Annotated in this window: 17 protein-coding genes; 13 read left to right on the forward strand and 4 right to left on the reverse strand. The window is 59.3% G+C overall.

The genetic code is table 11. From position 1 onward, the window contains the following. Position 1: 1 nt before the first annotated feature. A complete protein-coding gene (locus tag V7756_RS00635) occupies positions 2 to 1,696 on the reverse strand; it encodes an AMP-binding protein (RefSeq protein ID WP_335608229.1) in 1,695 nt (564 codons plus the stop codon). A gap of 157 nt (positions 1,697 to 1,853) precedes the next feature. Between V7756_RS00635 and V7756_RS00640 the strand changes: the two genes are divergently transcribed. Then, positions 1,854 to 2,801, forward strand: a complete 948-nt coding sequence (locus V7756_RS00640; RefSeq protein ID WP_335608230.1) for a LysR family transcriptional regulator — start codon at positions 1,854 to 1,856, stop codon at positions 2,799 to 2,801. Here the strand turns inward: V7756_RS00640 and V7756_RS00645 are convergent. After that, positions 2,759 to 5,158: a penicillin-binding protein 1A gene (locus tag V7756_RS00645; RefSeq protein WP_335608231.1), complete on the reverse strand. Its 2,400-nt coding sequence runs from the start codon at positions 5,156 to 5,158 to the stop codon at positions 2,759 to 2,761. The two genes, V7756_RS00640 and V7756_RS00645, sit on opposite strands and share 43 nt — an antisense overlap. A 184-nt stretch (positions 5,159 to 5,342) precedes the next feature. On the opposite strand from V7756_RS00645, the gene V7756_RS00650 reads away from it, so the two are divergent. From V7756_RS00650 to V7756_RS00705, 12 genes are all read left to right on the forward strand, one after another. Then, entirely contained in the window at positions 5,343 to 6,407 is a 1,065-nt protein-coding gene (locus V7756_RS00650) for a pilus assembly protein PilM (RefSeq protein WP_335608232.1), read from the forward strand. Beyond that, positions 6,407 to 6,985 carry a PilN domain-containing protein gene (locus tag V7756_RS00655; protein ID WP_335608233.1) on the forward strand — a complete coding sequence of 193 codons (579 nt, stop codon included), beginning with the start codon at positions 6,407 to 6,409 and terminating at the stop codon, positions 6,983 to 6,985. Before V7756_RS00650 ends, V7756_RS00655 begins: the two co-directional genes overlap by 1 nt. Beyond that, on the forward strand, positions 6,982 to 7,605 hold the full coding sequence (locus tag V7756_RS00660; RefSeq protein WP_335608234.1) for a type 4a pilus biogenesis protein PilO: 624 nt from the start codon (positions 6,982 to 6,984) through the stop codon (positions 7,603 to 7,605). Before V7756_RS00655 ends, V7756_RS00660 begins: the two co-directional genes overlap by 4 nt. After that, complete coding sequence (pilP, locus tag V7756_RS00665; protein ID WP_335608235.1) at positions 7,605 to 8,132, forward strand: type 4a pilus biogenesis lipoprotein PilP; 528 nt, start codon at positions 7,605 to 7,607, stop codon at positions 8,130 to 8,132. Before V7756_RS00660 ends, pilP begins: the two co-directional genes overlap by 1 nt. Positions 8,133 to 8,189: 57 nt before the next feature. Beyond that, on the forward strand, positions 8,190 to 10,256 hold the full coding sequence (pilQ, locus tag V7756_RS00670; protein ID WP_335608236.1) for a type IV pilus secretin PilQ: 2,067 nt from the start codon (positions 8,190 to 8,192) through the stop codon (positions 10,254 to 10,256). 5 nt (positions 10,257 to 10,261) lie between these two features. Next, a complete protein-coding gene (gene aroK, locus V7756_RS00675) occupies positions 10,262 to 10,771 on the forward strand; it encodes a shikimate kinase AroK (RefSeq protein WP_335608237.1) in 510 nt (169 codons plus the stop codon). A 154-nt stretch (positions 10,772 to 10,925) separates the two neighbouring features. Continuing rightward, positions 10,926 to 12,005, forward strand: a complete 1,080-nt coding sequence (gene aroB, locus V7756_RS00680; RefSeq protein WP_335608238.1) for a 3-dehydroquinate synthase — start codon at positions 10,926 to 10,928, stop codon at positions 12,003 to 12,005. A 29-nt stretch (positions 12,006 to 12,034) separates the two neighbouring features. Further along, positions 12,035 to 13,600: an AAA family ATPase gene (locus tag V7756_RS00685; protein ID WP_335608239.1), complete on the forward strand. Its 1,566-nt coding sequence runs from the start codon at positions 12,035 to 12,037 to the stop codon at positions 13,598 to 13,600. Positions 13,601 to 13,866: 266 nt separating this feature from the next. Next, positions 13,867 to 18,315, forward strand: a complete 4,449-nt coding sequence (gene gltB / locus V7756_RS00690; RefSeq protein WP_335608240.1) for a glutamate synthase large subunit — start codon at positions 13,867 to 13,869, stop codon at positions 18,313 to 18,315. A 101-nt stretch (positions 18,316 to 18,416) separates the two neighbouring features. Continuing rightward, positions 18,417 to 19,835 carry an FAD-dependent oxidoreductase gene (locus V7756_RS00695; protein WP_335608241.1) on the forward strand — a complete coding sequence of 473 codons (1,419 nt, stop codon included), beginning with the start codon at positions 18,417 to 18,419 and terminating at the stop codon, positions 19,833 to 19,835. Between the two features lie 122 nt (positions 19,836 to 19,957). Further along, positions 19,958 to 21,040 carry a uroporphyrinogen decarboxylase gene (gene hemE / locus V7756_RS00700; protein ID WP_335608242.1) on the forward strand — a complete coding sequence of 361 codons (1,083 nt, stop codon included), beginning with the start codon at positions 19,958 to 19,960 and terminating at the stop codon, positions 21,038 to 21,040. Positions 21,041 to 21,119: 79 nt separating this feature from the next. Next, positions 21,120 to 21,890 (forward strand): ParA family protein, encoded by a 771-nt coding sequence (locus V7756_RS00705; protein WP_335608243.1) that lies wholly within the window; start codon positions 21,120 to 21,122, stop codon positions 21,888 to 21,890. Between the two features lie 72 nt (positions 21,891 to 21,962). Here the strand turns inward: V7756_RS00705 and V7756_RS00710 are convergent, their stop codons facing one another. Beyond that, positions 21,963 to 23,819, reverse strand: a complete 1,857-nt coding sequence (locus V7756_RS00710) for an SLC13 family permease (protein WP_335608244.1) — start codon at positions 23,817 to 23,819, stop codon at positions 21,963 to 21,965. An 86-nt stretch (positions 23,820 to 23,905) separates the two neighbouring features. Further along, entirely contained in the window at positions 23,906 to 25,336 is a 1,431-nt protein-coding gene (selO, locus tag V7756_RS00715; protein ID WP_335608245.1) for a protein adenylyltransferase SelO, read from the reverse strand. Positions 25,337 to 25,473: the final 137 nt, after the last annotated feature.

Below are 25,473 nucleotides of genomic sequence, written 5' to 3' on the forward strand. Positions count from 1 at the left end.
TTCAGTTGATCCAGTCCTGTAGTTCCTGTTTTTTGACCTTGCCGGTGGCGGTCATCGGCAGTGAGTCGACCAGCCGGATTTCCGGCACTTTGAATACAGCCATGGCGCCCTTGCACCAGTCGCGCAGGGATTCTGCGGTAGCCTGGCAGCCGGGCTTGCAGATGATGAAGGCCACCGGCATCTGTCCACGTTGCTCATCCGGCCGGCCGATTACGGCCGAGGCGAGGATGTCCGGATGCTGACCGAGCATGGCTTCCAGCTCGCTGGGGAAAACGCTCATGCCGTTGACCTTGAGCATTTCCTTGCGCCGACCCAGATAGCGAATAAAGCCCTGCTCGGTAATGACGCCGCTGTCGCCGGTGTGCAGCCAGCCATCGCGAAGCGCTTCAGCACTGGCCTCGGGTTTGTTCCAGTAGCCCTTGAGCAAGGATGGCGTGCGCACGCAGAGCTCGCCCTCGCTGCCCAACGGCAGCAGCTCGCCGCTGGCGAAATCACAGACCTTGAACTCGGCGCCGGGCACCGGCAAGCCAACAAAGGTGGGGGCGGATTTGAGGTCGAAGTCGTTCTCCTGCAAACCTGCAGTGAAAGTATCGCAGGTATGGGTTTCGGTCATGCCGAAGCTGGTTTCAAACAGCGTGCAGCCGGTCAGTGCGCGCCAGCGGTGGCGGTATTCGGGGGTCAGCTTCTTGATGAAGGACACGCAGCTGGTGGTTTGCAGCGAGCTGAAGTCGAAACTGTTCACCTCCGGATGGTCGAGCACCTCGGAGGCGCTGTCGACCAGCAGTCCGGTCTGCTTGACGCGGTAGTGCTGCACCGCGCTCATGAAGGTCAGGGCGTCCCAGCGCGCCAGCAAGACCAGCGTGGTGCCAGCAAAAACGGGGTAGAGCAGGCCGGCGTTCTCGCCGGCAATCCAGAACTCGGGCATGAAGTTGAGGCTGATGCGGTCCGTGTCCAGCCCCAGCGCAACCGGCAGGAAGCTGGCGCAGGTGTAGAGCATGTCGCCATGGGTATGAATGCAGCCCTTGGGCAGGCCGGTGGTGCCGCCGGTGTAATTGAGTGCGGCAATGTCGTCGAGCTGCAGCTCAGGCAGATTATCGGCGGGCGCGAGATCATCCAATGCTGGTAGCAGGTCGAGGCTATCGGTAATCGGCAGCTTGGGGGCCTGCAGCAGGTCGGGCACGGGAATGGGCGGTGCGGCAGGGCAAAGCTCGGACAGGCTGGTACTGATCACAAGCTGCAAGCCGGTTTGCGCTTTCACTTCGCGCACCACCGGTAGCAACTGGTCGAAGCAGACAATGGCGCTGGCGCCGCAATCGTTGAGTTGATAGCTCAGCTCCAGGCCCTTGGCCATGGGGCTGACAGGGGCGTGTATGGCACCGGCCTTGAGGATGCCGTAGAAGACGATGTGCAGCTGGGGACAGTTAGGCATGAAGACGGCAACCCGGTCGCCGGGCTGGATACCCTGCTGGTAGAGCAGGGCCGCGAAGCGGCTGCTGAGGTCATCCAGCTCGGCGTAGCTGAGCTGGTGGCCATAGAAATGGATCGCGGTTTTCTCAGGCTGGGTCTGGGCCCAATGTTGCAGGTAGCGGGTCAGCGGCTGTTCGCCCAGCGGATAGACCGGCTGGGTAGGCGCGCCCTTCGGCCAGGCAGCTGCCTGCAAGTCGCCCAGCCTGCTCAGATATTCTGACTCCTGCATACCGCTGTCCTCCATTGTTGGTTTTGTAGTGAGCAGCTTAGGCTGCGGCGGCGCAAGGAAGAAGCGAAGGTTATTCATCTATTACCATGAGCACTGCTCATGGTTTACTGCAAACCTCCGTGAATTGTGCTGCATTGCCGCTGAGAGACTGCTTTACATGAATGAAATGAATGGTTTGGTATCGACTGTCCGCATGGACCTGAATCTGTTTCGGGTCTTCGAGGTGGTGTTCAGGGAGCGCAATCTGACTCGCGCTGCGGCGATATTGCATGTCAGTCAGTCTGCGGTAAGCCACTCGTTGGCGCGGCTACGTGAGCATTTTGCCGACCCGCTGTTTGTGCGGGAAGGTCGTGGGGTGGCGCCGACGGCGTTGGCACAGCGGCTGGCGCCGGTGATCAGCGACAGTCTGGCGCGCCTGCAACGCAGTCTGGACGGCTTGCATGACTTTGACCCGCTGCGCGACGAGCGCACCTTCACCCTGAGTCTGCCGGAACAGCTGGAGCTGGTGCTACTGCCGCCGCTGCTGGCGCATCTGCGTGAATGTGCGCCCCGTTGCAAGGTGCGCACGGCGGGGCTGCGGTGGTCGGAATTGAAGCTGGAGATGGCGGCCGGGCGCATCGATCTTGCCGTACAGATTGCGCGTCCGGCGGATGCCAACCTGCGCCAGATGCAATTGTTGTCGGAGCCCCTGTGTGTGGTCGCGGGGCCGAGCTTTACGGGTGAGTTGACCACCGAGCGTTATCTGCAGGCACCGCACATCGCGGTGGCATCCTGGCGGCGCGGTTTGTGTTACGAGGACTTGGCACTGGGGCACATGGGCCTGATGCGTAGAGTTGTGCAGCAATGCCAGAACTACCAGGCCGCGAGCCTGGTGGTAGCGCAGAGCGATCTGCTGCTGACCATGTCGCGGCGCCATGCGGAACTGGTCAACGCTGCTTTGGATAATCAGTTGCTGGCGCTGCCGGTGCCGCTACCCTCGATCGGACTCAATCTGTATTGGCATGAGTCCGCCGAGCATGATCCGGTCAACCGTTGGCTGCGCCAGCAACTTTGTGAGTTGGCTCAGAACAGCTCCAGCGGGGTTACGGCACCGTCGCTGTCGTAGCCACCCAGCTCCAGTTCGCTGTAGGGCGGCGGCGCGTCTTCCTGCTTGAATATTTCCATGAAGGCGTTGCTGCTGCCTGGCGGTGCACTGCGACCGGTTTCCGGGTCGATGCGCGCGGTCAGCAAGCCCTCCGGCATGCGCTGCTCCTGGTCCGGCACGCCCTCCAGCGCCGCACCCATGAACTTCATCCAGATTGGCAGCGCGGCGGTACCGCCAAATTCGCGGCGCCCCAGAGTGCTGGGTTGGTCGAAGCCGACCCAGACGGTGGCGACCAGATCTGGATTATAGCCGGAGAACCAGGCGTCCTTCTGGTCATTGGTGGTGCCGGTTTTGCCCGCCAGATCCTTGCGTTGCAGCGACCGTGCACGCACTGCGGTGCCGCGGCGGATAACGTCCTGCAGCATGCTGTTGAGCTGGTAGATGGTGCGCGGGTCGACCACCTGCTCTGCTTGCTGAACCTGCGGCAGCGGGCCGTTGGGCTGGCGCAGGTAATAAGCATCCAGGCGTGCCTGTTCCTGCTCGGCCTGCGCCGGAGTGACGGCTGGACGAGTGTAATCGACCAGCTGTGCGTAGCGGTCTTCGATGCGATCAATCAGGTAGGGCTTTACGGCATAGCCGCCATTGGCAAAGGTGGCATAACCCTGGGCGATCTGCAGCGGTGTGAGCTCGGAGGTCCCGAGCGAGGCGGCAAGGTGGCGCGGCAGGTCGGAACGGGCAAAGCCGAAGCGCTCGATATAGGTCATGGCATTGTCGATGCCCATATCCTGCAACAGGCGGATGGACACCAGGTTGCGTGAGCGATAGAGCGCTTCGCGCAGGCGGATCGGGCCGAGAAAGTCGCCGCCCGAATTTTGTGGCCGCCAGATCGAGTCGAGGTAGTCGTCAACAAACACCAGAGGGGCGTCGTTGACCAGGCTGGCAGGGGTATAGCCATTGTCCAGCGCCGCACAGTAGAGGAACGGCTTGAAGCTGGAGCCTGGCTGGCGGCGCGCCTGGGTAACCCGGTTGTAGTTGCTTTCGACAAAGGAAAAGCCGCCGATCAGTGCCTCAATACGACCATCCTGTGGGCCCAGCACCACCAGGGCGCTCTGCGCCTTGGGCAGCTGCGCCAGGCGGTATTGATTCTCGCCTTCGGCGCGGCTGACTCGGATGATGTCGCCAGGCTGGAGCACGTCGGCCGGCTTGCCAGGCCGCGGCCCCATGCTGTTGGCGCTGAGATAGGGGCGTGCCCACTTCATGTCGTCCCAGGCGATGGTGCCCGGTGGGTCGCGGCGGAACAGCAGCTCCACGCTGTCGGGATGCACCGCTGTGACCAGCGCCGGTTCCAGGCCGCCCAGGCTTTGGTACTTGCTCAGCAGGCTCGCGCCCTGCTCCAGCGTGACGTCGGGATTGCGCGCCTCGGGGCCGCGGTAACCGTGTCGTTGATCGTACTCCTGCAAGCCGCTGCGCAGGGCCTGATTGGCCAACTCCTGCTTCGCACTGCTGACAGTGGTGTACACATTCAGACCTTGGGTGTAAGCCTTGTCGCCGTAGCGCTCGACTACCTCCAGACGAGCCATCTCAGCTATATAGGGCGCTTCCATCTCGGGATTGGCGCCGTGATTGCGTGCGGTAATGGGCGTGGCCACTGCTTCTTCATAGCTGGCCTTATCGATATAGCCCAGCATCAGCATGCGCTGCAGAATCCAGTCGCGGCGCAGCTTGGTACGATCCGGATTGGCAATCGGGTTGTAACGTGAAGGCGCCTTGGGTAGGCCGGCGATCATCGCCAGATCAGCCAAGGGCAGTTCATCGATGGACTTGCCGTAATAAACCTGTGCTGCCGCTTCAATGCCGTAGGCGCGATTGCCCAGATAGATCTTGTTGACGTAGAGCTCGAAAATTTCCTGCTTGGTCAGATTGCGTTCGATTTGCAGTGCCAGCAATATTTCATTCAGCTTGCGCGAGAACTCCCGCTTGCTGGAGAGAAAATAGTTTTTCGCCACCTGCATGGTGATGGTGCTGCCGCCGGTCTGGATGTGTCCGGTCTGGATCAGCTCTGCTGCAGCCCTGATCAGACCTGCGGGATCAACACCGTGATGATGCAGAAAGTTATCGTCTTCAGCCGCCAGCAACGCATTGACGAAGGTGGCGGGCACCTCGCCGTAGGTGATGGGGAAACGGCGCATTTCACCAAACTCTGCAATCAATTTATTATCTGTGCTATATATCCGCAGCGGGGTCTGCAATTCGACGTCGCGCAGGGTTTCAACATCTGGTAAAGCGGGGCTAAGATAGAGCGCCACGCCGCTCAGCACCAAAACAGGGGTGCAGGCCAGCGCTAATAGGGACCAGAAGAGAAATTTTAATAAACGCATAAGGGATGCGGAATTCCCTGAATAATTAGAAAGTTAGCAGTATTGCTGGTCTTGATGGCTGTAGCAGTCTGCATTATAAGCGTATTTTTTTTGATTTAGCTATTTGCGCTTGTACAAGGACTGTTATTTAATGTAGGAAAACATAAACCGTCCGTAAGTGTCGGATGCTGATAGGAAATTGGCTGTGCTAGGGCTCCTCAAGAAAAAAGCGAATACGCTGCTGGGTATCGATATCAGCTCCACCACTGTGAAGCTGCTAGAGCTCAGTCGCTCCGGGAACCGCTATAAGGTCGAAGCTTATGCGGTTGAACCTTTGCCACCCGGTGCGGTGGTCGAGAAAAACATCGTCGAACTCGAGGGTGTCGGCCAGGCTTTGGAGAAAGTCCTGGCGCGCTCGCGAACGCCTTTAAAGCAGGCCGCTGTCGCGGTTGCTGGCTCGGCAGTGATCACTAAAACCATCGAGATGGATGCCGGACTGGATCCAGACGAGATGGAAGAGCAGATCAAGCTCGAAGCCGATCAGTACATTCCCTACCCGCTTGATGAAGTCGCCATCGATTTCGAAGTCCAAGGTGTTTCCCCTCGCAATGCCGAGCGCGAAGAAGTGCTGCTGGCCGCCTGTCGTCGCGAAAACGTCGACATTCGCGAGGCTGCCCTGGCGTTGGCCGGCCTGACCGCCAAGGTGGTCGAGGTTGAAGCCTATGCGATGGAGCGGGCCTGCGAACTGGTGGTGCATCAGCTCGACGGCGGTGATGATGCGTTGACCATTGCGGTAATAGACATTGGCGCAACCATGATGACGCTCAGCGTGCTCAGCAAGGGGCGCATTATCTATACCCGTGAGCAACTGTTCGGCGGCAAGCAGCTCACCGACGAGATTCAGCGCCGTTATGGTCTGTCGCAGGAAGAAGCTGGTCTGGCCAAGAAGCAGGGTGGTCTGCCGGACGACTTCGAGAGTGAAGTGCTCGGTCCGTTCAAGGATGCCGTAGTGCAGCAGGTCTCTCGCTCGTTGCAGTTCTTCTTTGCCGGCGGTCAGTACAACGATGTCGATTACATCCTGCTGGCGGGTGGCACTGCTTCGATTCCCGGTCTGGATCAATTGGTCCAGCAGAAGATCGGCACTACTACTCTGGTTGCCAACCCCTTCGCAAACATGACCCTGTCGAACAAGGTTGATGCTGTGGCGCTCAGCAATGACGCCCCTGCCTTGATGATTGCGTGTGGTCTGGCAATGAGGAGTTTTGACTAATGGCTCGCATTAACCTGTTGCCTTGGCGCGAGCAGCTAAGGGAAGAACGAAAAAAGGAATTTTTTACCATTCTGGCACTGGTAGTGCTCTTTGCCGGAGCCCTGGTATTTCTGGGCGATCGTCATCTGAATGGCAAAATTGAACATCAGAACGCACGTAACGCTTTTCTGCAGAAGGAAATTACCCTGCTGGAGAAGCGCATCAAGGAAATCGAGCAGTTGCAGGCGCGCCGTACGCAATTGTTGGATCGCATGAAAATCATCCAGGATCTGCAAGGTAATCGGCCGATCATCGTCAGGGTATTCGACGAATTGACTCGTACCTTGCCGGATGGGGTGTACTTCACATCGTTGACGATGAAAGGCTCCTCGATCAGCGTCAAGGGCGGAGCAGAGTCCAATAGCCGTGTTTCCAAGCTCATGCGTCAGATGGACGCGTCAGAGTGGCTGGTTGCACCAAACCTTACCGCTGTCAGAGCGGTTACTTCAGGTGCGCTTGATCAGGCTAACGAGTTCGAGTTGACGGTGAAGCAGACCGAGCCGCGTGCCGGTGCCGCTGAGGGAGAGCAGCAGCCATGAGTTTTTCTCAATCTATGGATAGCTTGAAGAAAGTCGATCTCAGTGATCTCGACTTCAACAACATCGGCTCGTGGCCGGGTGCGTTGAAAGTGATCGTATGCGTATTCGTCTTTGTAGTGTTGCTGGTACTGGGTTATCACTTTCATCTCAAGGATCTTCAGGCAAGCCTGGAGCGCGTTGAGGCGCAAGAGGTTGCGTTGCGCAAAGATTTCACCGACAAGTCCTATCGTGCGGCCAATCTGGAGGCATACAAGGAACAGTTAGCCGAAATCGAAGAGAGGTTCAGTGGCCTGCTCAAGCAGCTGCCCAAGGACAGCGAAGTACCCGGTCTGTTGGAAGATATCACTCAGATGGGCCTCAACAGTGGTCTCGAGTTCGAGTCGATTACGCTGAAGCCGGAAGTCGCTCAACAGTTTTATGTGGAACTGCCGATCAACATCGTCGTACGTGGCAGCTATCACGATCTGGCTACCTTTGTCAGCAGTGTGGCGGGCTTGCCTCGAATCGTCACCCTCAACGACTTTGTTATCCAGCCGGTCAATGCGGCAAATCCGGACCTGTTGACAATGAATATTGTGGCCAAGACCTATCGCTATAACGATGCAGGAGGCCAGCAATAATGATCAACAAACACCTTACCTGCCTATTCCTTCTGGGGTCGATCGGTCTCGCCGGCTGTAGCAGCAACGAGTTTGCCGATCTGCAGCGCTTTATGGATGAGACGCGCGCCAAGCCGGCCGGAAAGATCGAGCCTTTACCGCGTTTCGAGCCCTACGAGGCTTTCACCTACAGCGCTGCGTCGCTGAGAAGCCCGTTCCAACCGCCGATTCGCATCGATTTGACCCAGCGCCAACGTGGTTCGCAGGACATCAAGCCGGACGAGAATCGCGTCAAGCAGTTCCTGGAAGGCTTCAATATCGAAAGCTTCGAGATGGTCGGTACTTTGAGCAACAACAACGGCATGCAGGCTCTGGTACAGGGCGCAGGAAGCGTGCACCGAGTAAAGGTTGGTGACTATCTGGGACGCAACTATGGCCGCATTACGGGGATTCAGGAAAACCGAGTCGACGTGGTCGAGATCGTGCCCGATGGTGAAGGGGGTTGGTTGGAGCGACCGCGGACTCTCAGCTTGCCTGAGCGCGGATAGGTCAACCAGGGAGAGATAAACATGAACTGCAAACAGTCACGCGTGGAACGCAAGCAAATGCCTCTAACCAGAAAGATATCGCTGGCCGCCCTTATGGCGCTAGTGAGCCCGTTGGCCATGGCCGCCGATTTACAGAAAATGGATGTCTCCTCTCTGCCGGGCGATCGTGTCGAGCTGAAGCTGACATTCGACGAGCCGGTTAGCGGATCCCCCAAAGGCTATACCATTGACGAGCCGGCGCGCATTGCAATCGACTTGCCGGGCGTGGAAAACAAGCTGGGTGAGCGCAACCGCGAGCTGGGTTTGGGCAACGCGCGCAGCGTCACTGTGGTTGAGGCCAATGACCGCACGCGCCTGATCATCAATCTTTCCAATCTGGCGCCCTATACCACCCGCGCTGAAAGCAATAACCTGTTCGTGCTCGTTGGTGGTGCTGCTGCGGCCTCTAGCGTAGCTGCTCCGGCCGCTCCGGCAGTTGCCAGCAACAGCAACTGGCGTGCAGAATCAGAGCCTGCGGTGTCGGCTGCCGCTACATCCGGCCGCGCGATCAGCAGTCTGGACTTTCAGCGTGGCAGCGAAGGAGAAGGCAACGTCATCGTTGATCTGACAGATCCCTCCATTCGTGTCGACGTTGAAGAGCAGGGCGGGCGGGTAAAGCTGAACTTCCCCAATACCCGACTGCCTGACGAGCTGCGTGTCCAGCTGGATGTGAAGGACTTCGCCACGCCGGTGAACTTCATCAATGCATCCAGTAACGGTAACAACGCCAGCATCGTCATCGAGCCTACCGGTCAATACGAGCACCTGGTTTATCAGACCGACAATCGCCTGACCGTCAGCTTCAAGCCGCTCAGCCGTGCCGAAGTAGAGCAGCGCCGCGCGGACTCCTTTACCTATTCAGGTGAAAAGCTGTCACTCAACTTCCAGGACATCGAAGTCCGTTCGGTTCTGCAGTTGATCGCCGATTTCACCGATCTCAATCTGGTAGCCAGCGATACCGTACAGGGCAGTATCACTCTGCGCTTGCAGAATGTGCCCTGGGATCAGGCGCTGGATCTGGTATTGAAAACCAAGGGTCTGGACAAGCGTCAGGTAGGCAACGTCTTGCTGGTTGCGCCAGCGGACGAGATCGCTGCACGCGAGCGTCAGGAGCTGGAGTCTCAGAAGCAGATTTCCGAGTTGGCTCCGCTGCGCCGCGAGCTGATCCAGGTCAACTACGCCAATGCGGCCGATATTGCTCAGTTGTTCGCCTCGGTCACTTCGGCTGATGCCGACAGTCAGCGCGGCTCTCTGACCGTTGACGAGCGCACCAACAGCATCATTGCGCTGGAGACGCAGGACAAGCTTGATGAATTGCGGCGTATTGTTACTCAGCTGGATATTCCAGTGCGTCAGGTACTCATCGAGGCGCGCATTGTTGAAGCCAGTGTGGGTTTTGACAAGGCGCTGGGTGTGAACTGGAGCGGTGATCTGTCCTTGGGTGAGAAGTGGCGCACTTATGGGGACAACGGCCTTTCCTCCACCGTTAGCACACCCTTTGTAGACATGGGTGTGATTGGTGCGACCTCCGGTATCGGTATCGGCTTCATGACCGATAACACCATCCTGGATCTGCAGCTGTCCGCCATGGAAAGCACCGGGAATGGCGAAGTCATTTCCCAGCCCAAGGTGGTCACGTCGGACAAGGAAACGGCCAAGATCCTCAAGGGCTCCGAGATTCCTTATCAGGAGGCAAGCTCCAGCGGTGCCACCACTACATCCTTTGCCGAGGCAGTGTTGTCCTTGGAAGTTACTCCGCAGATTACGCCTGACAACCAGGTGATCATGGAAGTGATTGTGACCAAGGATGAGCCGGACTTCACCAACCAGGTCAATGGCGTACCGACCATTCGCAAGAATGAGGTCGATGCCAAGATTCTGGTGGCTGACGGCGAAACCATCGTGATCGGTGGCGTGTTCAGCAGTGACACGCAAACCGCTCAGGAAAAGGTACCTTTCCTTGGTGATCTGCCCGTACTGGGACAGGCCTTCCGCCGCGATGTCACCAACGAGAGCAAAAGCGAGCTGCTGATCTTCCTGACTCCGCGCATCATCAACAACGGTGCAATTACCCTTGCCAGGTAATGCGCTTGAGTAACGTTTTTCTGGTGGGCCCGATGGGTGCTGGCAAGAGCACCATCGGGCGCCTTCTGGCCAAAGAGCTGAAATACCCCTTCAAAGACTCTGATCGCGAGATCGAAGTGCGTACTGGCGCGGATATTCCCTGGATATTCGATGTGGAGGGGGAAGAGGGCTTCAGGCAGCGCGAAGAGGCAATGATTGCTGAATTGGTGCGTGAAGAGGGTATTGTGCTGGCCACCGGGGGAGGCGTGGTGATGCGTGATACCAATCGTGCAGCACTGGCGGAAAATGGCCTGGTGGTCTACTTACGTACCAGTGTCGCGCAACAGCTGCAGCGTACTGCGAAGGATCGTCAGCGTCCGCTTCTGCAAACTACCGATCCGGAGAAGGTATTGCGTGATCTGATGGCCAAGCGCGATCCTCTCTATCTGGAAATAGCCGACTTGGTGATTGAGACCGACCAACGCGGTCCGAAAACCGTGGTGAATGCCATCATCGCCAAACTGCATGAAGACTGACGCTCGCCACAGCGTACGCTTAGATTGCCATTTCCTTTAGCTTGCCCGCATACCAATCTGCCGTGCTCCTTGGCGCTCGTGCATTTGCTTGCGCGGCATATCCGCGTACAGCGGGGATGTTGTATGCTTTGCGCATGCTAGAGGGAGAAGCTGGATGCAGTGTTTGAATGTCGATCTTGGTGATCGTAGCTACCCGATTTACATCGGTGCCGGCCTGTTTGAAAATCCTGATCTGCTGGTTGCGCATATTAAAGGCAAGCAGGTTTGTATTGTTACCGATGATACCGTCGCACCGCTTTATCTGAACGCGCTGGAGCAGACGCTTCACGGCTACAAGCTGACCAGTGTGGTGCTGCCGACTGGTGAGGCTTATAAAAACTGGGCCACTCTGCAACAGATCTTTGATGCCTTGTTGAGCGAACGCCACGACCGCAGGACCACGCTGATTGCGCTCGGCGGCGGCGTCATCGGCGATATGACCGGTTTCGCTGCGGCCTGTTATCAGCGCGGTGTGGACTTTATCCAGATCCCCACTACCTTGCTGTCCCAGGTCGATTCTTCGGTGGGCGGAAAAACCGGTATCAACCATCCTGCCGGCAAGAACATGATCGGCGCCTTCTATCAACCTCAGGCAGTGCTTATTGACACTGACAGCCTGCGCACGCTGCCGCCACGAGAAGTAAGTGCCGGTCTGGCGGAAATCATCAAATACGGTTTTATCCGTGACGCCGAATTCCTTGCCTGGCTGGAAGTCAACATGGTGGCACTGCGAGCACTGGATGCTGCGACCGTTACTCAGGCCATTCAGCGCTCCTGCGCGATCAAGGCGGAGGTGGTTGCCGCAGATGAGCGTGAGGGGGGAGTGCGAGCTATCCTGAATCTGGGGCATACCTTCGGCCACGCGATCGAGGCGCATCAGGGCTACGGTAGCTGGCTGCACGGTGAAGCCGTAGGGGCCGGGATGGCCATGGCGCTTGATATGTCTGCGCGCGTGGGATGGATTGATGCTGACGCGCTGGCGCGAGGCAGAAACCTCATTGCTGCTGCTGGTCTGCCGATTACACCCCCGGACAATATGACGCCGGCCGACTTTCTGCGTTTGATGGCGGTGGACAAGAAGGTGCTGGATGGTCAGTTGCGCCTGGTGCTGCTCAAAGCACTGGGAGAGGCCACGGTTACGGCCGAATACGATGCCGACGCGCTGTCGGGCTGCTTGGCGATGTCGCCAGCATGAAGCCAAACAAGGAAGAGGTTTTCACCTCAATGAATGACATTGATCGCTTGCTGGATTACTACCAGTTCACCCACGACCCCTTCGCGCCGCGCACACCGGGTTTCAAGTTTTTCACGCCCAAGCGCAAGCCGGTCTTGGCAGAACTGCATCATCTGGCGCGCTATAGCAATCAACTGCTGGTTGTAACCGGGCCGGAAGGCAGCGGGAAGACGCTGCTGCGCCAGGCTCTGGTAGCCAGCAGCAACAAGGACAGCGTGCAATGTGTGGTGTTGTCGGCTAGAGAGTTCGCGGCGGAAGAGGCCTTGCTTGGCTATGTGTGTCAGGCGGTCAGCGCCGAGGGCCGTGAAGTGGGCAGCCTGCTGCGCAAGGCGCAATCCAGCGAGGCAGTCGGCATACAGCTTTATCTGGTAGTCGATGATGCCGAGGAGCTGGAACCATCGACACTCAGTATGCTGGCGGAGATTGCCGAGGCGGGGCCGAACGCGCCGCGGGTTTTTCTGTTCGCCGACGAAGACGCCTTCGCACCAACCTTGCAAACCTTGCGCAGTGCCGTAGACGAAGGCACCGTGCATTTGGCTGCCTTGCAACCACTGGATCTGGCGGAAACCCGTGACTACCTGGGCCAGCGTCTCGAGGGTGCGGGTCAGGGCCTTGAGTTGTTGGCAGATGAGCAGGTGGCGATCATTCATCAAGGCTCCCATGGTTGGCCTGGTGCTATCAATACCCTGGCCAGGCAGGTCATGCTGGAAGCAATGGAGCAGGCGCCGTTAGCCGCCGCCGCTCGCGCCAAAGCCGGTGGATTTCCGGTACGGACCTTGATTGCTTTGGCCTTGGTGGCAGTAGGTGTGGGCGTCGCCTGGTACATGGGCGAACAGCCGAAAGAGCCGGAAACGACAGTGCTGGCGTTGCCTGATCCGGTTCCCGAAGTGCGCTTGAGCAGTGAAGCCGCTGTCGAACCGGTGGCACCGCCAGCGCCTCCGCTGCCGGGTGGGGCGCAGGAGACAGGCTCTGCTGCCGCTGTGACTGGGTCAGAGGCGGCGCCGGAAATCGTGCAGCCGACAAGCGATCTGTCAGTGACGGCGCCTGCACCTTCGGCGACGGAGCAGGCCAGCGGCAGCGCGGTCAGTGACGAAAGCACAGCAGGTGCAAACGCGACCAACAGGGTGCAGGCGAACTCTGCGGTGCCCGCACCCGCACCCGCACCCGCACCCGCACCCGCACCCGCACCCGCACCCGCACCCGCAGAGACTCCTGCAGAACGACCCGTAGCGCCCACGCCTGCGACTGTGGCGGCAACGGGTTCGGTGCACAAGGCCGAGTGGTATCGGCAGCAATCTGGCGGTCACTATGCCGTGCAGCTTCTCGGGACGCGCTCGGAGCAGGCCGCGATTGCCTTTGTAAAAACTCTTTCAGAGGTAAGCGACATCGGCTATTTCGAAACCGTGCACCAAGGCGCGCCCTGGTATGTGGTGACTCAGGGGAGTTATGCTGGCCGCCAGGCTGCGCAGTCTGGTGTAGCCGGATTGCCGCAAGCGCTGCGTAACAGCAAGCCCTGGCCACGCAGTTTCGCAGATATTCAGGCCTCTTTGCGCTAGACAGCCCCTGCGCCGGCGGCCTCTGCTGCCGGTATTGCAGGTTCAAAAAGGCGTGGATGAAGGTCGGGATTAGGACTATAGTGCAACGCAAAGTTGCCTATTTACGACATTTGAATACGCCTATGCGGCATGCTGGCCTCAAAAAAAATTGTGGCCATGTGGGCTGCTGTGTACAATTACTCCCCTTTTGTCCGGCGCCGAGCCAGATCAATTCTTGTTTGATTCTTGTAAGCGCTTGAATTCAATAGTTTTTTGAGAGTGTGCCTATGAAAGCAGGTTTATACCAGCCTGATCAGTTCAAGGATAACTGTGGCTTTGGCTTGATTGCCCACATGGAAGGTCAGCCCAGTCATCACTTGCTCCAGACGGCTATTGAAGCCCTGACATGCATGACCCACCGCGGCGGCATCAATGCGGACGGCAAGACCGGTGACGGTTGCGGTCTGCTTATCCAGAAGCCGGATCGCTTCCTGCGCTCGGTGGCTCAAGAGCAACTGTCAGTCGAGCTGCCGGCGCAATACGCGGTCGGTATGGTGTTCATGAGCGCCGATGAAGTTGGCACTGCCGCGGCCAGACAGGCTTTTGCCGATGCGTTGGCTGATCAGGGGCTTACCAGCCTTGGCTGGCGTCAGGTGCCGGTGGATGAGAGCGTGCTCGGCCCCTTGGCCTTGAGCAGCATGCCCCGTATCGAGCAGCTGTTTGTCTCCGGCGAAGACCTTGACGAGCAACAGTTCGGCGTCAAGCTGTTCTACGTGCGCCGCAAGGCTGAAATTGCCATGCAGGCGGACGCCAACTTCTATGTTTCCAGCCTGTCGCACAAGGTCATCTCTTACAAAGGGTTGATGATGCCCGCGGATCTGGACAAGTTCTATCCGGATCTGGGTGACGAGCGCATGGAGACTGCAATCAGCGTCTTCCATCAGCGCTTCTCTACCAACACGCTGCCCAAGTGGCCGCTGGCACAGCCCTTCCGTCTGGTCGCGCACAACGGTGAAATCAACACCATTACCGCCAACCGCAACTGGGCACACGCGCGCCGCAACAAGTTCACCAACGACCTGATGCCCGATCTCGAAAGCCTGGCTCCGCTGGTCAACACCACCGGGTCCGACTCCTCCAGCATGGACAACATGCTGGAGTTGTTGATCACCGGTGGCATGGATTTGTTCCGCGCCATTCGCATGGTCGTGCCGCCCGCCTGGCAGAACGTCGAGACGATGGATGCCGACCTGCGTGCATTCTATGAATACAACTCCATGCACATGGAGGCCTGGGACGGTCCGGCCGGTATCGTGCTGACCGAAGGTCGCTATGCGGTCTGTCTGCTTGATCGCAACGGCTTGCGCCCCGCGCGTTACGTGGTCACCAAGAACGGTTACATCACCCTGGCATCGGAAATCGGCGTGTGGAACTACCAGCCCGAAGACGTGATCAGCAAGGGCCGCGTTGGTCCTGGCCAGATTCTGGCGGTGGATACCGAAACCGGCGAAGTGTTGCATACCGATGACATTGCGGACCGTCTCAAGTCGCGTCATCCGTACCGCAAATGGTTGAAAGAGAACGCCCTGCGCATTCAGGCCAAGCTGGATGACCGTGACCACGGTTCCGACTTCCTGTCGGATGAGCGCCTGAAGCAGTACATGAAGATGTTCCAGGTCACCTTTGAAGAGCGCGATCAGGTGCTGCGCCCGCTGGCTGAGAACGGCCAGGAAGCGGTCGGCTCCATGGGTGATGATACGCCCATGGCTGTGCTGTCCGGACGTGTACGCTCGGTGTATGACTACTTCCGTCAGCAGTTCGCGCAGGTAACCAACCCGCCGATTGATCCGCTGCGTGAAGCCATCGTGATGTCGCTGGAGACCTGTCTCGGCGCCGAGCGCAACGTATTTGAAGAAACCGCAGATCACGCCAATCGCGCGATCCTCAGTTCACCCGTCATTTCGCCGGCGAAGTGGCGTACCATCATGCATCTGGAGCGCCCGGGCTTCGCCGTGCACACCATCGACCTGAATGCGGATGAGTCTATGCCGCTGGGCGAAGCCGTGCGTGATATCGCTGCCCAGGCGGAAGCCGCGGTACGCGAAGGCAAGTCGTTGATCGTCCTCAGCGACCGCGCCATCCAGCAGGGCAAGCTGCCAGTGCACGCTGCGCTGGCCGTGGGTGCAGTGCACCACCATCTGACCGCCGTGGGCATTCGCTCAGAGTGCAACATTCTGGTCGAGACCGCCACCACACGCGATCCACACCATTACGCCGTGCTGCTTGGTTTTGGCGCCACCGCTGTCTATCCCTACCTGGCTTACGAAGTGCTCGGCGATCTGCTGCGTACCGGTGAGGTTATCGGTGACCTGTACGAAGTCTTCAAAAGCTACCGCAAGGGTATCTCCAAAGGGCTACTTAAGATCCTGTCCAAGATGGGTATTTCCACCATTGCCTCCTATCGCGGGGCACAGCTGTTTGAAGCAGTAGGTCTGGCGGATGAAATTGTGGACGTCTGCTTCAAGGGTGTGGCCAGCCGCATACAGGGCGCCCGCTATCAGGATCTGCAGGCCGAGCAGTCACTGCTGGCCAAGGAAGCCTGGAATCCGCGCAAGTCGATTCAGCAGGGCGGCCTGTTGAAGTTCGTGTTTGGCGGTGAGTACCACGCTTACAACCCCGATGTAGTGCGGGCGTTGCAGGACGCAGTGCAGGGCGACAGCTACCATAAGTACCTCGAATACGCGGCGCTGGTGAATAACCGTCCGGTGGCCTCGCTGCGCGATCTGCTCAAGGTGAGCGATACCCAGGAGCCGATCGCCCTGGACCAGGTCGAGCCGCTGGAACAGATTTTCAAGCGCTTCGACTCGGCGGGTATTTCCCTGGGCGCGCTGTCTCCTGAAGCCCACGAGGCGATTGCCGAGGCGATGAACCGCCTGGGCGCGCGTTCCAACTCCGGCGAAGGCGGTGAAGACCCCGCGCGCTACGGTACCGAGCGCACCTCGCGGATCAAGCAGATCGCCTCCGGCCGCTTTGGTGTGACCCCGGAGTACCTGGTCAATGCTGACGTATTGCAGATCAAGGTGGCTCAGGGCGCCAAGCCCGGCGAGGGCGGGCAGTTGCCCGGCGGCAAGGTCAACGAGTTGATTGCCCGCCTGCGCTACGCCGTGCCCGGCGTTACGCTGATTTCGCCACCGCCGCACCACGATATCTATTCGATCGAGGATCTGGCGCAGCTGATTTTCGACCTCAAGCAGGTCAACCCGGCCGCGCTGGTATCGGTCAAGCTGGTATCCGAACCGGGCGTTGGTACCATCGCCGCCGGCGTGGCCAAGGCCTACGCCGACCTGATTACCATTTCCGGATACGACGGTGGCACCGGTGCCTCGCCGCTGACCTCGATCCGCTATGCCGGCTCGCCCTGGGAGCTGGGTTTGTCCGAGGCGCATCAAACGCTGCGTGGCAACGATCTGCGCGGCAAGGTGCGGGTACAGACCGATGGCGGCCTGAAGACCGGCCTGGACGTGATCAAGGCAGCCATTCTGGGCGCCGAAAGTTTCGGCTTCGGTACCGCGCCGATGATCGCGCTGGGTTGCAAATACCTGCGTATCTGCCATCTGAACAACTGCGCCACCGGCGTTGCCACGCAGAATGAACACCTGCGCGACAATCACTACATCGGTACCGTGGAAATGGTGATGAACTTCTTCACCTATGTTGCCACCGAGACCCGTGAGTGGCTGGCCAAACTGGGTGTCAGCAGCCTGCAGGAGCTGATTGGTCGGACCGATCTGCTGGAAATTCTGCCTGGCAGTACCAGCAAGCAGCAGAACCTGGATCTTGAGCCCCTGCTGTTCAGCAAGGACGTGCCGGCCGACAAGCCGCAGTTCTGTCAGCAGCCGCGCAACCCGCCGTTCGATCAGGGTCAGACCGCCGAGAAGATGGTCGAATTGGCCCGTGCTGCCATTGATGGTCGCACCGGTGCCGAGTTCGAAATGCGGCTGACCAACTGTGACCGTTCCATTGGTGCTCGCGTATCCGGCGAGATCGCCAAGGTACACGGCAACCAGGGCATGGTCGGCGCGCCTATCACCTTCCGCTTCAAGGGCACGGCCGGCCAGAGTTTTGGCGTGTGGAACGCCGGCGGCCTGCACATGTATCTTGAAGGTGATGCCAACGATTACGTGGGTAAGGGCATGACCGGTGGCAAGCTGGTCATAGTGCCGCCGCAGGGCAGCCCCTTCCGCTCGGAGCAGACCTCGATCATCGGCAACACCTGCCTGTATGGCTCTACCGGCGGCAAACTGTTTGCGGCTGGTAGCGCTGGCGAGCGCTTTGGCGTGCGCAACTCCGGTTGCCATGCAGTCATTGAAGGCGCTGGTGATCACTGCTGCGAGTACATGACCGGCGGTATGGTCTGCGTGCTGGGCAGCACTGGTCACAACTTCGGTGCTGGCATGACCGGTGGTTTCGCCTACGTGCTGGATCGGGACAACAGTTTCTTCGACAAGCTGAACCACGAGTTGGTCGAACTGCACCGGATCAGCAGCGAGTCGATGGAAGTCTACCGCAGCCACCTGACGCAGGTGCTGACCGAGTATGTGGCCGAGACCGGCAGCGCATGGGGCGCCGAGGTGCTGGAGAATCTGGACGATTACATCCGTCGCTTCTGGCTGGTCAAGCCCAAGGCTGCCAGCCTGCGTGCACTCTTGAGCAGCACCATAGCCAACCCGCAGTAATAGACGGGGTTCCAGCGACCGGGCAGGCGAAGCCGCCCGGTCAGCGATAGAGATTCGGCAGCGTGATACGTGATGTTGCGCTGCACTGATGAGGTTTAGATATGGCAGACCGTTTGAGTAACGACTTCCAGTTCATCGATGTAGGTCGTGAAGACCCCAAGAAGCGTCCGCTGCGCGTGCGCAAGACCCAGTTCGTGGAGATCCACGAGCAGTTCAAGCCGGAGGAAGCGTCCGAGCAGTCGCACCGCTGCCTGGAGTGCGGCAATCCCTATTGCGAATGGAAGTGCCCGGTGCACAACTTCATTCCCAACTGGTTGAAGCTGGTGTCCGAGGGCAATATTCTCGAAGCCGCCGAGCTGTCGCATCAGACCAACACGCTGCCCGAGGTCTGTGGCCGCGTATGTCCGCAGGATCGTCTGTGCGAGGGTGCCTGTACCCTGAACGATGGCTTTGGCGCTGTGACCATCGGTAATGTCGAGAAGTACATCACCGATACCGCCTTTGCCATGGGCTGGCGGCCGGATCTGTCCAACGTCGTGCCGACGGGCAAGCGAGTAGCTATCATCGGTGCCGGTCCAGCGGGTCTGGGCTGTGCTGACGTGCTGGCGCGTGCCGGTGTCAGCCCGGTGGTGTTCGATCGTTATCCCGAGATTGGCGGCCTGCTGACCTTCGGTATTCCGGAGTTCAAACTGGAAAAAACCGTGCTGTCACGTCGCCGCGAAGTGTTCGAAGGCATGGGTATCGAATTCCGCCTGAACACGGAAGTCGGCAAGGACGTCAGCATCGACGAACTGCTGGCTGAATACGATGCCGTGTTCATGGGCATGGGTACCTACACCTACATGAAAGGCGGTTTCCCGGGTGAAGATCTGCCGGGCGTTTATGATGCGCTGGACTTCCTGATTGCCAACGTTAACCGCAACCTGGGCTTCGAAAAGTCGCCACAGGACTTTGTCGACATGAAGGGCAAGAAGGTTGTAGTGCTGGGTGGTGGCGACACCGCCATGGACTGTAACCGCACCTCTATCCGTCAGGGCGCGAACGCGGTTACCTGCGCCTACCGGCGTGATGAAGCCAACATGCCGGGTTCGCGCAAGGAAGTGAAGAACGCCAAGGACGAGGGTGTGAAGTTTCTCTTCAACCGTCAGCCCATCGCCATTGTTGGCGAAGATCGGGTTGAGGGCGTCAAGGTGGTAGAAACCCGTCTCGGTGAGCCCGATGCACGCGGTCGTCGGAGTCCTGAGCCGATTCCCGGTTCCGAGCAGGTGTTGCCGGCAGACGCGGTGATTATCGCCTTTGGTTTCCGTCCCAGCCCGGCAGAATGGTTTGCCGACAAGCAGATCGACATGGATAGTCAGGGTCGCGTAGTGGCGCCAGAGGCAGGGCAGTACAAGTTCCAGACCACCAATCCGAAGATCTTTGCCGGTGGTGACATGGTGCGCGGCTCTGACCTGGTGGTCACCGCAATCTGGGAAGGTCGTCAGGCAGCTGAAGGCATCCTCGAGTATCTCGAGCTCTAACTCGGCTAGGTCTGGATTTGTGACAATGGCGCCGATGGGCGCCATTGTCGTTTCTACGCCCCTGATCTTTGCGGCCATTCCCGGTACAATGCCGGCTGACCCGGTTACTGGATACCCTCCCCATGTCTGAACTCAAGAATGATCGCTTTCTTCGTGCCCTGCAGCGCCAGCCGGTTGATGTCACCCCCGTCTGGATGATGCGTCAGGCCGGACGCTATTTGCCTGAGTATCGCGCGTCACGGGCGCGTGCCGGTGACTTCATGGGCCTGTGTACCAATCCCGAGATGGCCTGCGAGGTTACCCTGCAGCCGCTTGAGCGTTACCCGCTGGATGCTGCCATTCTGTTTTCCGATATTCTCACCATCCCCGACGCCATGGGGCAGGGCCTGTATTTCGAGACCGGGGAAGGCCCGCGCTTTCGCAAGGTCATCAATACTGCAGCTGATATTGAAGCGCTGAACGTGCCCGATCCCGAGCAGGATCTGGGCTATGTCATGGGCGCGGTGCGCACCATCCGGCGCGAGCTGAATGGCCGGGTACCCTTGATCGGCTTCTCCGGCAGCCCCTGGACCTTGGCTACCTACATGGTCGAAGGTGGCTCTTCCAAGGATTTTCGCAAAACCAAGGCAATGCTCTACGATCAGCCGGAAGCCATGCATCTGCTGCTCGACAAGCTGGCCGATTCGGTCATCAGCTACCTCAACGGTCAGATCCTGGCCGGCGCCCAGGCTGTGCAGATCTTCGATACCTGGGGCGGCAATCTGTCGGCTGATGCCTACCAGAAGTTCTCGCTGGCCTACATGCGCAAGATTGTGGCCGGTCTGATTCGCGAGCACGATGGTCGCAAGGTGCCGGTCATCCTGTTTACCAAGAATGGCGGTCTCTGGCTGGAAAGTATTGCCGAGACCGGTGCCGATGCGCTGGGCCTGGACTGGACCATGGATATCGGCGTGGCACGCTCGCGGGTAGGCGCCAAGGTGGCGCTGCAAGGCAACATGGACCCCACGGTGCTCTACGCCAAGCCGGCGGCCATTCGTGCCGAAGTGGCGCGGATTCTGGCGAGTTACGGCAAGGGCAGCGGCCACGTGTTCAACCTGGGGCATGGCATTACCCCGGAAGTGGATCCCGCGCACGCCGGCGCCTTTATTGAGGCCGTGCACGAGATGTCAGCCATTTATCATGATCCGGCTGCTATCGTAGGCTGACAAAGGTTGCGCCGCCGCTCTGCGCAGCCCGATACTGAGCGGGTTGCTCACCAACAGCTACAGGTAGAAGGAGATACGTATGCGCAGGGTGGTTTTCAACCAGAAGGGCGGCGTCGGCAAATCCAGTATCGCCTGTAATCTGGCGGCGGTCAGCGCTGCTGCGGGTTACAAGACGCTGGTGGTGGACCTGGACCCGCAGGCCAATTCCAGCCACTACCTGCTGGGCGAGGGAATGGCGGATGTTGATACCACCATCGCCGACTTTTTCTCGCAGACGCTCTCCAGCGGGCTGTTTGGCAAGAAAGCCGAGCAGTTCGTGGTGGAAACGCCGTTCGAGAACCTGTGGTTGATGCCGGGCAGCCCCGAGCTGGCCGACCTGCAGCACAAGCTGGAGTCACGCTACAAGATTCAGAAGCTGCGCAAGTTGCTCAAGGATCTGAAAGACAGTTACGAGCGTATCTACATCGATACCGCGCCCTCGTTCAACTTCTACACCATGTCGGCACTGATTGCCGCCGACCGGGTGCTCATTCCCTTCGACTGTGATGCTTTCTCGCGTCAGGCACTCTACGGCTTGCTGGCCGAACTCGAGGATGTGCGCGAAGAGCACAACGAGGATCTGCAGGTAGAAGGTATAGTAGTGAACCAGTTCCAGCCACGTGCCGCTCTGCCGCAGCAGATTCTCGATGAACTGATCGCCGAGGGCTTGCCCGTGCTGCCGGTGTACCTCAACAGCTCGGTGCGCATGCGTGAATCGCACCAGGCGTCTACGCCGCTGATCTTCCTCGACGGGCGGCACAAGCTGACGCAACAGTTCATGGCCCTGCACGATCATATCGAAGCGCAGTGAGCGAGTGCGCCCACCAAAAAGGCACCTTCGGGTGCCTTTTTGGCTTTTACCTCACGCGATTGCCGGATGCGATCAAGGGAACAGCGGCCAGATCAGCGGGATGATCAGTGTGCTGGCGCCCCACATCAGCAGGTTGAGCGGCACGCCAATGCGCATGAAATCGCTGAAACGGTAACCGCCGGCGCTGTAGACGAAGGTGTTGGTCTGGTAGCCGATGGGCGTGGCGAAGCTGGCACTGGCGGCGAACATCACGGCCACCACGAAGGGCCGCGGATCCGCACCCAGCTGCTGGGCAATGCCGATGGCTATGGGGGTGAGCAGCACCGCCACGGCATTGTTGCTGACCACCTCCGTGAGTATCGACGTCAGCAGATACAGGAACGACAGCATGAACAGCGGCCCCAGCAGCGGCGATAGCGTCATCACCTGGGCGACCACGCTATCGACCAGCCCAACCTTGTTCATCGCTATGCTGATCGCCAGCATGCCGAAGATGAGCGTGAGAATACGCCAGTCGATGGCCTTGTAGGCGTCTTCGGTATCCAGGCAGCCAGTGGCTACCACCATCGCAGCGGCAATCATGGCCAGGCCTTCAATCGGCATGATCTTGAGCGCGGCCAGCAGCATCACGGCGACTACCGCTGCGATGGCAATGGGCGCCTTGTTACGGCGGTAGGCGCGCTCCTGCACCGAGTTGAGGCTGATCAGCTCGCCGTTATCGGCAAATTTCTTGATCTGCGCGGGCGTACCTTCCACCAGCATCACATCGCCGAACTGCAGCTGAAATTCATCCAGGTTGTCCTGGATGTTTTCGTTCTGGCGGTGAATGGCCAGCACATGAATGCCATAGCGTGCGGTGAGGTTGAGATCGCGCATGGGACGGTGGCTGTAGCGCGAGTTGCGGCCCACAATGGCCTCGGCGAGCATTACATCGCGGGTCGAGATGGTCTCGAAGTTGGCGCTGCTGTCGCGGTTGAACGCCAGCAGGCCGTTCTCGCGCAGCTCGACAAAGTCGCGCATGTTGGTGTGCAGCACCAGGCGATCACCGGCGCGCAACAGGGTATCGTTCAGCGGCGTAGAGAGCTCGTCATCTCCGCGAAAGATCTTCAGCACGCTGATGCCGCTGTTGCCGTTCAGGCTGGCCTGGCTGATGGTCTGGTTGATTACCGGCGAGTCGTGCGGTACCAACAGCTCGGTCATGAAGGTACGCGCCTGATCCGGGCGCAGCTGGCGCGACAGGCTTTCACGTTCCGGCAGCAGGCGGTGGCCGATCAGCAGAATGAAGGCCATGCCGATCAACGCCAGTATGGCGCCGGGCAGGGTGATGTCGAACATGCCGAAGGGTTCCATGCCCATCTGCCGCGCAACGCCATCGACCAGAATGTTGGTGGAGGTGCCGATCATGGTCATGGTGCCGCCCAGGATGGTGGCATAGGACAGCGGAATCAGCATTTTCGAGGGCTTACTGCCGACCTGGGTAGCCAAGGCGATGGCCACCGGCGTCAGAATAGCGACCACCGGTGTGTTGTTGATGAAGGTCGACAGCAGCATTGCGGTCATCATCAGGCTGAACAGCGTCCGCCAGGGGCTACCGCCACCCATGCGTGACAGCCAGTTGCCAAGTGTCTCGACGCAACCGGTGCGCTCCAGTGCCGCTGACAGAATGAACATGCAGGCAATGGTGATAGGGGCGCTGTTGGATAGCACGCCAAGCACGTCCGTTGGCGACAGCAGATGGCTGACCAGCAGTATGGCAACGGCAATGCCGACCACGACGTCGGGGCTGAACTTCTCCCGCGCGAAGGCGTAGAACACCCAGCACAACAGCAGCGCAACGCCGATCAATGGCAATGAATCCCAGCTCATGGTTACCCGAATCTCGTGTGAGGTATGGGGCTCCAGCGAGCGGAACCCGGTTGGGCGCCACATTAGGAGGGATTTATAAGTTTGTCCAAGTACTAAAACTGATTTTTATATAACCAAGCGGCATATACAGGCCATCCCTTCAGTGCTGTTCAGGAAGAGCAGCTGATCTCCAGATGCTTGCCCCAGTCCGGCGGCGCGGCAGCGTAGTTCTGCGCATCCGGCTGCCGGCTGAAGGGCGCCGTGAGCAGCTCATGCAGCCGGCGCACTTCACTGAAATCCTCCTGCTCCGCGGCTGCGATGGCGTTCTGCGCCAGATAATTGCGCAGCACGTAGACCGGGTTGGCCTGCAACGCTTGCGTTGACTGGTTCTCGCCGCCCAAGCGGGAATGATGCTCGTGGTGCCACTGATCAAAGGCTGCGCGGTCGATAAAGTGGTCACGCACCTCCGGCTTGCCTTCAGCCAGCAGGCGCAAGCTCAGGTTGAAGTCGCTGCCGCTATCCTGCATCAGCTGCAATAACTGATCGATAAGGGCCTTGTCGGCATCTTCTGCGCCCAGCCAGCCGAGGCGGCGGCGCATCAATCGCAGGTAGTGCTGCTCAAACGCAGGCATGAAGGTCGCGATCTCGGCCTTCAGCGTCTCCACTTCTATAAAGGGAGTGAGCGCCTGCGCCAGGCAGGCCATATTCCACTGCGCAATGGCTGGCTGACGGTGAAAAGCGTAGCGGCCTTCGTGGTCGGAATGGTTGCACACATGCCGTACATCGAAGGCATCCAGAAAGGCGTAGGGGCCAAAATCGAAGGTGATACCCAAGATCGACATGTTGTCGGTATTCATCACCCCGTGACAGAAGCCATAGGCCTGCCACCAGGCGACCATTTCTGCGGTGCGCTGCAGTACCTGGCGATACATCGCCAGCTCGGGTTGTGGCTCGCCCAGGCACTGGGGATAGCAGGTGTTCAGGGTGAAATCCAGCAACTGACGCAGTGCATCGTGCTGCTGGGTGTAATAGAAGTACTCGAAGTGGCCGAAACGAATGTGCGAGCGTGAAAGCCGCAACAGCATGGCGGCGCGTTCTTCGCGCTCGCGGTACACCGGGTTGTCGCCCAGCGTTACGCAGAGCGCCCGGCTGGTCGGGATGCCCAGGGCGTGCAAAGCCTCGGAGGCGAGAAACTCGCGGATCGAAGAGCGCAGCACCGCGCGGCCGTCACCCATGCGCGAGTAGGGCGTGCTGCCGGCGCCCTTGAGATGCAAATCCCAGTGTTCGCCCGCGCGGTTCACCACTTCGCCCAGCAAGAGCCCACGGCCGTCGCCCAGCTTGGGATTGTAGACGCCAAACTGATGGCCCGAATACACCATGGCGCGCGGTTCGGCGCTGCGCCAGACCTTGTGACCGGCAAACAACTCGGTGAACAGCTCGCTCTGCGCTTCACCCTCATCCATATCCAGCAGTTGCAGCGCGCTGGCGCTGCTGACGACCAGGCGCGGATTGCTCAGCGGTTCGGGAATCACCCGAGTGGAAAAACTGTCGCCGAGCCGGGCGAAGCGATTGTCGAACTCAAGGTCTGCGAGCTGTACCACGGATGCTCCTTCTGCGTGCCTACGCAGCTAAAAGTCGTGTGTCCATGCTAACGCATGACTGCGCAGTCATGTTCTCTGTGTTATGGCCCTGCATCAAGCGATGTAATGGTCGCCGTGATTTCTTGACCTTGAGGCTG

It is taken from the genome of Halopseudomonas sp., from assembly GCF_036961105.1.
GTDB lineage: Bacteria > Pseudomonadota > Gammaproteobacteria > Pseudomonadales > Pseudomonadaceae > Halopseudomonas.

Coding starts and splice junctions, on each gene's coding strand:
- V7756_RS00635 (WP_335608229.1), bottom strand. CDS start 1,696: ATGCAGGAGTCAGAATATCTGAGCAGGCTGGGCGACTTGCAGGCAGCT.
- V7756_RS00640 (WP_335608230.1), top strand. CDS start 1,854: ATGAATGAAATGAATGGTTTGGTATCGACTGTCCGCATGGACCTGAAT.
- V7756_RS00645 (WP_335608231.1), bottom strand. CDS start 5,158: ATGCGTTTATTAAAATTTCTCTTCTGGTCCCTATTAGCGCTGGCCTGC.
- V7756_RS00655 (WP_335608233.1), top strand. CDS start 6,407: ATGGCTCGCATTAACCTGTTGCCTTGGCGCGAGCAGCTAAGGGAAGAA.
- V7756_RS00660 (WP_335608234.1), top strand. CDS start 6,982: ATGAGTTTTTCTCAATCTATGGATAGCTTGAAGAAAGTCGATCTCAGT.
- pilP (WP_335608235.1), top strand. CDS start 7,605: ATGATCAACAAACACCTTACCTGCCTATTCCTTCTGGGGTCGATCGGT.
- pilQ (WP_335608236.1), top strand. CDS start 8,190: ATGCCTCTAACCAGAAAGATATCGCTGGCCGCCCTTATGGCGCTAGTG.
- aroB (WP_335608238.1), top strand. CDS start 10,926: ATGCAGTGTTTGAATGTCGATCTTGGTGATCGTAGCTACCCGATTTAC.
- V7756_RS00685 (WP_335608239.1), top strand. CDS start 12,035: ATGAATGACATTGATCGCTTGCTGGATTACTACCAGTTCACCCACGAC.
- gltB (WP_335608240.1), top strand. CDS start 13,867: ATGAAAGCAGGTTTATACCAGCCTGATCAGTTCAAGGATAACTGTGGC.
- V7756_RS00695 (WP_335608241.1), top strand. CDS start 18,417: ATGGCAGACCGTTTGAGTAACGACTTCCAGTTCATCGATGTAGGTCGT.
- hemE (WP_335608242.1), top strand. CDS start 19,958: ATGTCTGAACTCAAGAATGATCGCTTTCTTCGTGCCCTGCAGCGCCAG.
- V7756_RS00705 (WP_335608243.1), top strand. CDS start 21,120: ATGCGCAGGGTGGTTTTCAACCAGAAGGGCGGCGTCGGCAAATCCAGT.
- V7756_RS00710 (WP_335608244.1), bottom strand. CDS start 23,819: ATGTGGCGCCCAACCGGGTTCCGCTCGCTGGAGCCCCATACCTCACAC.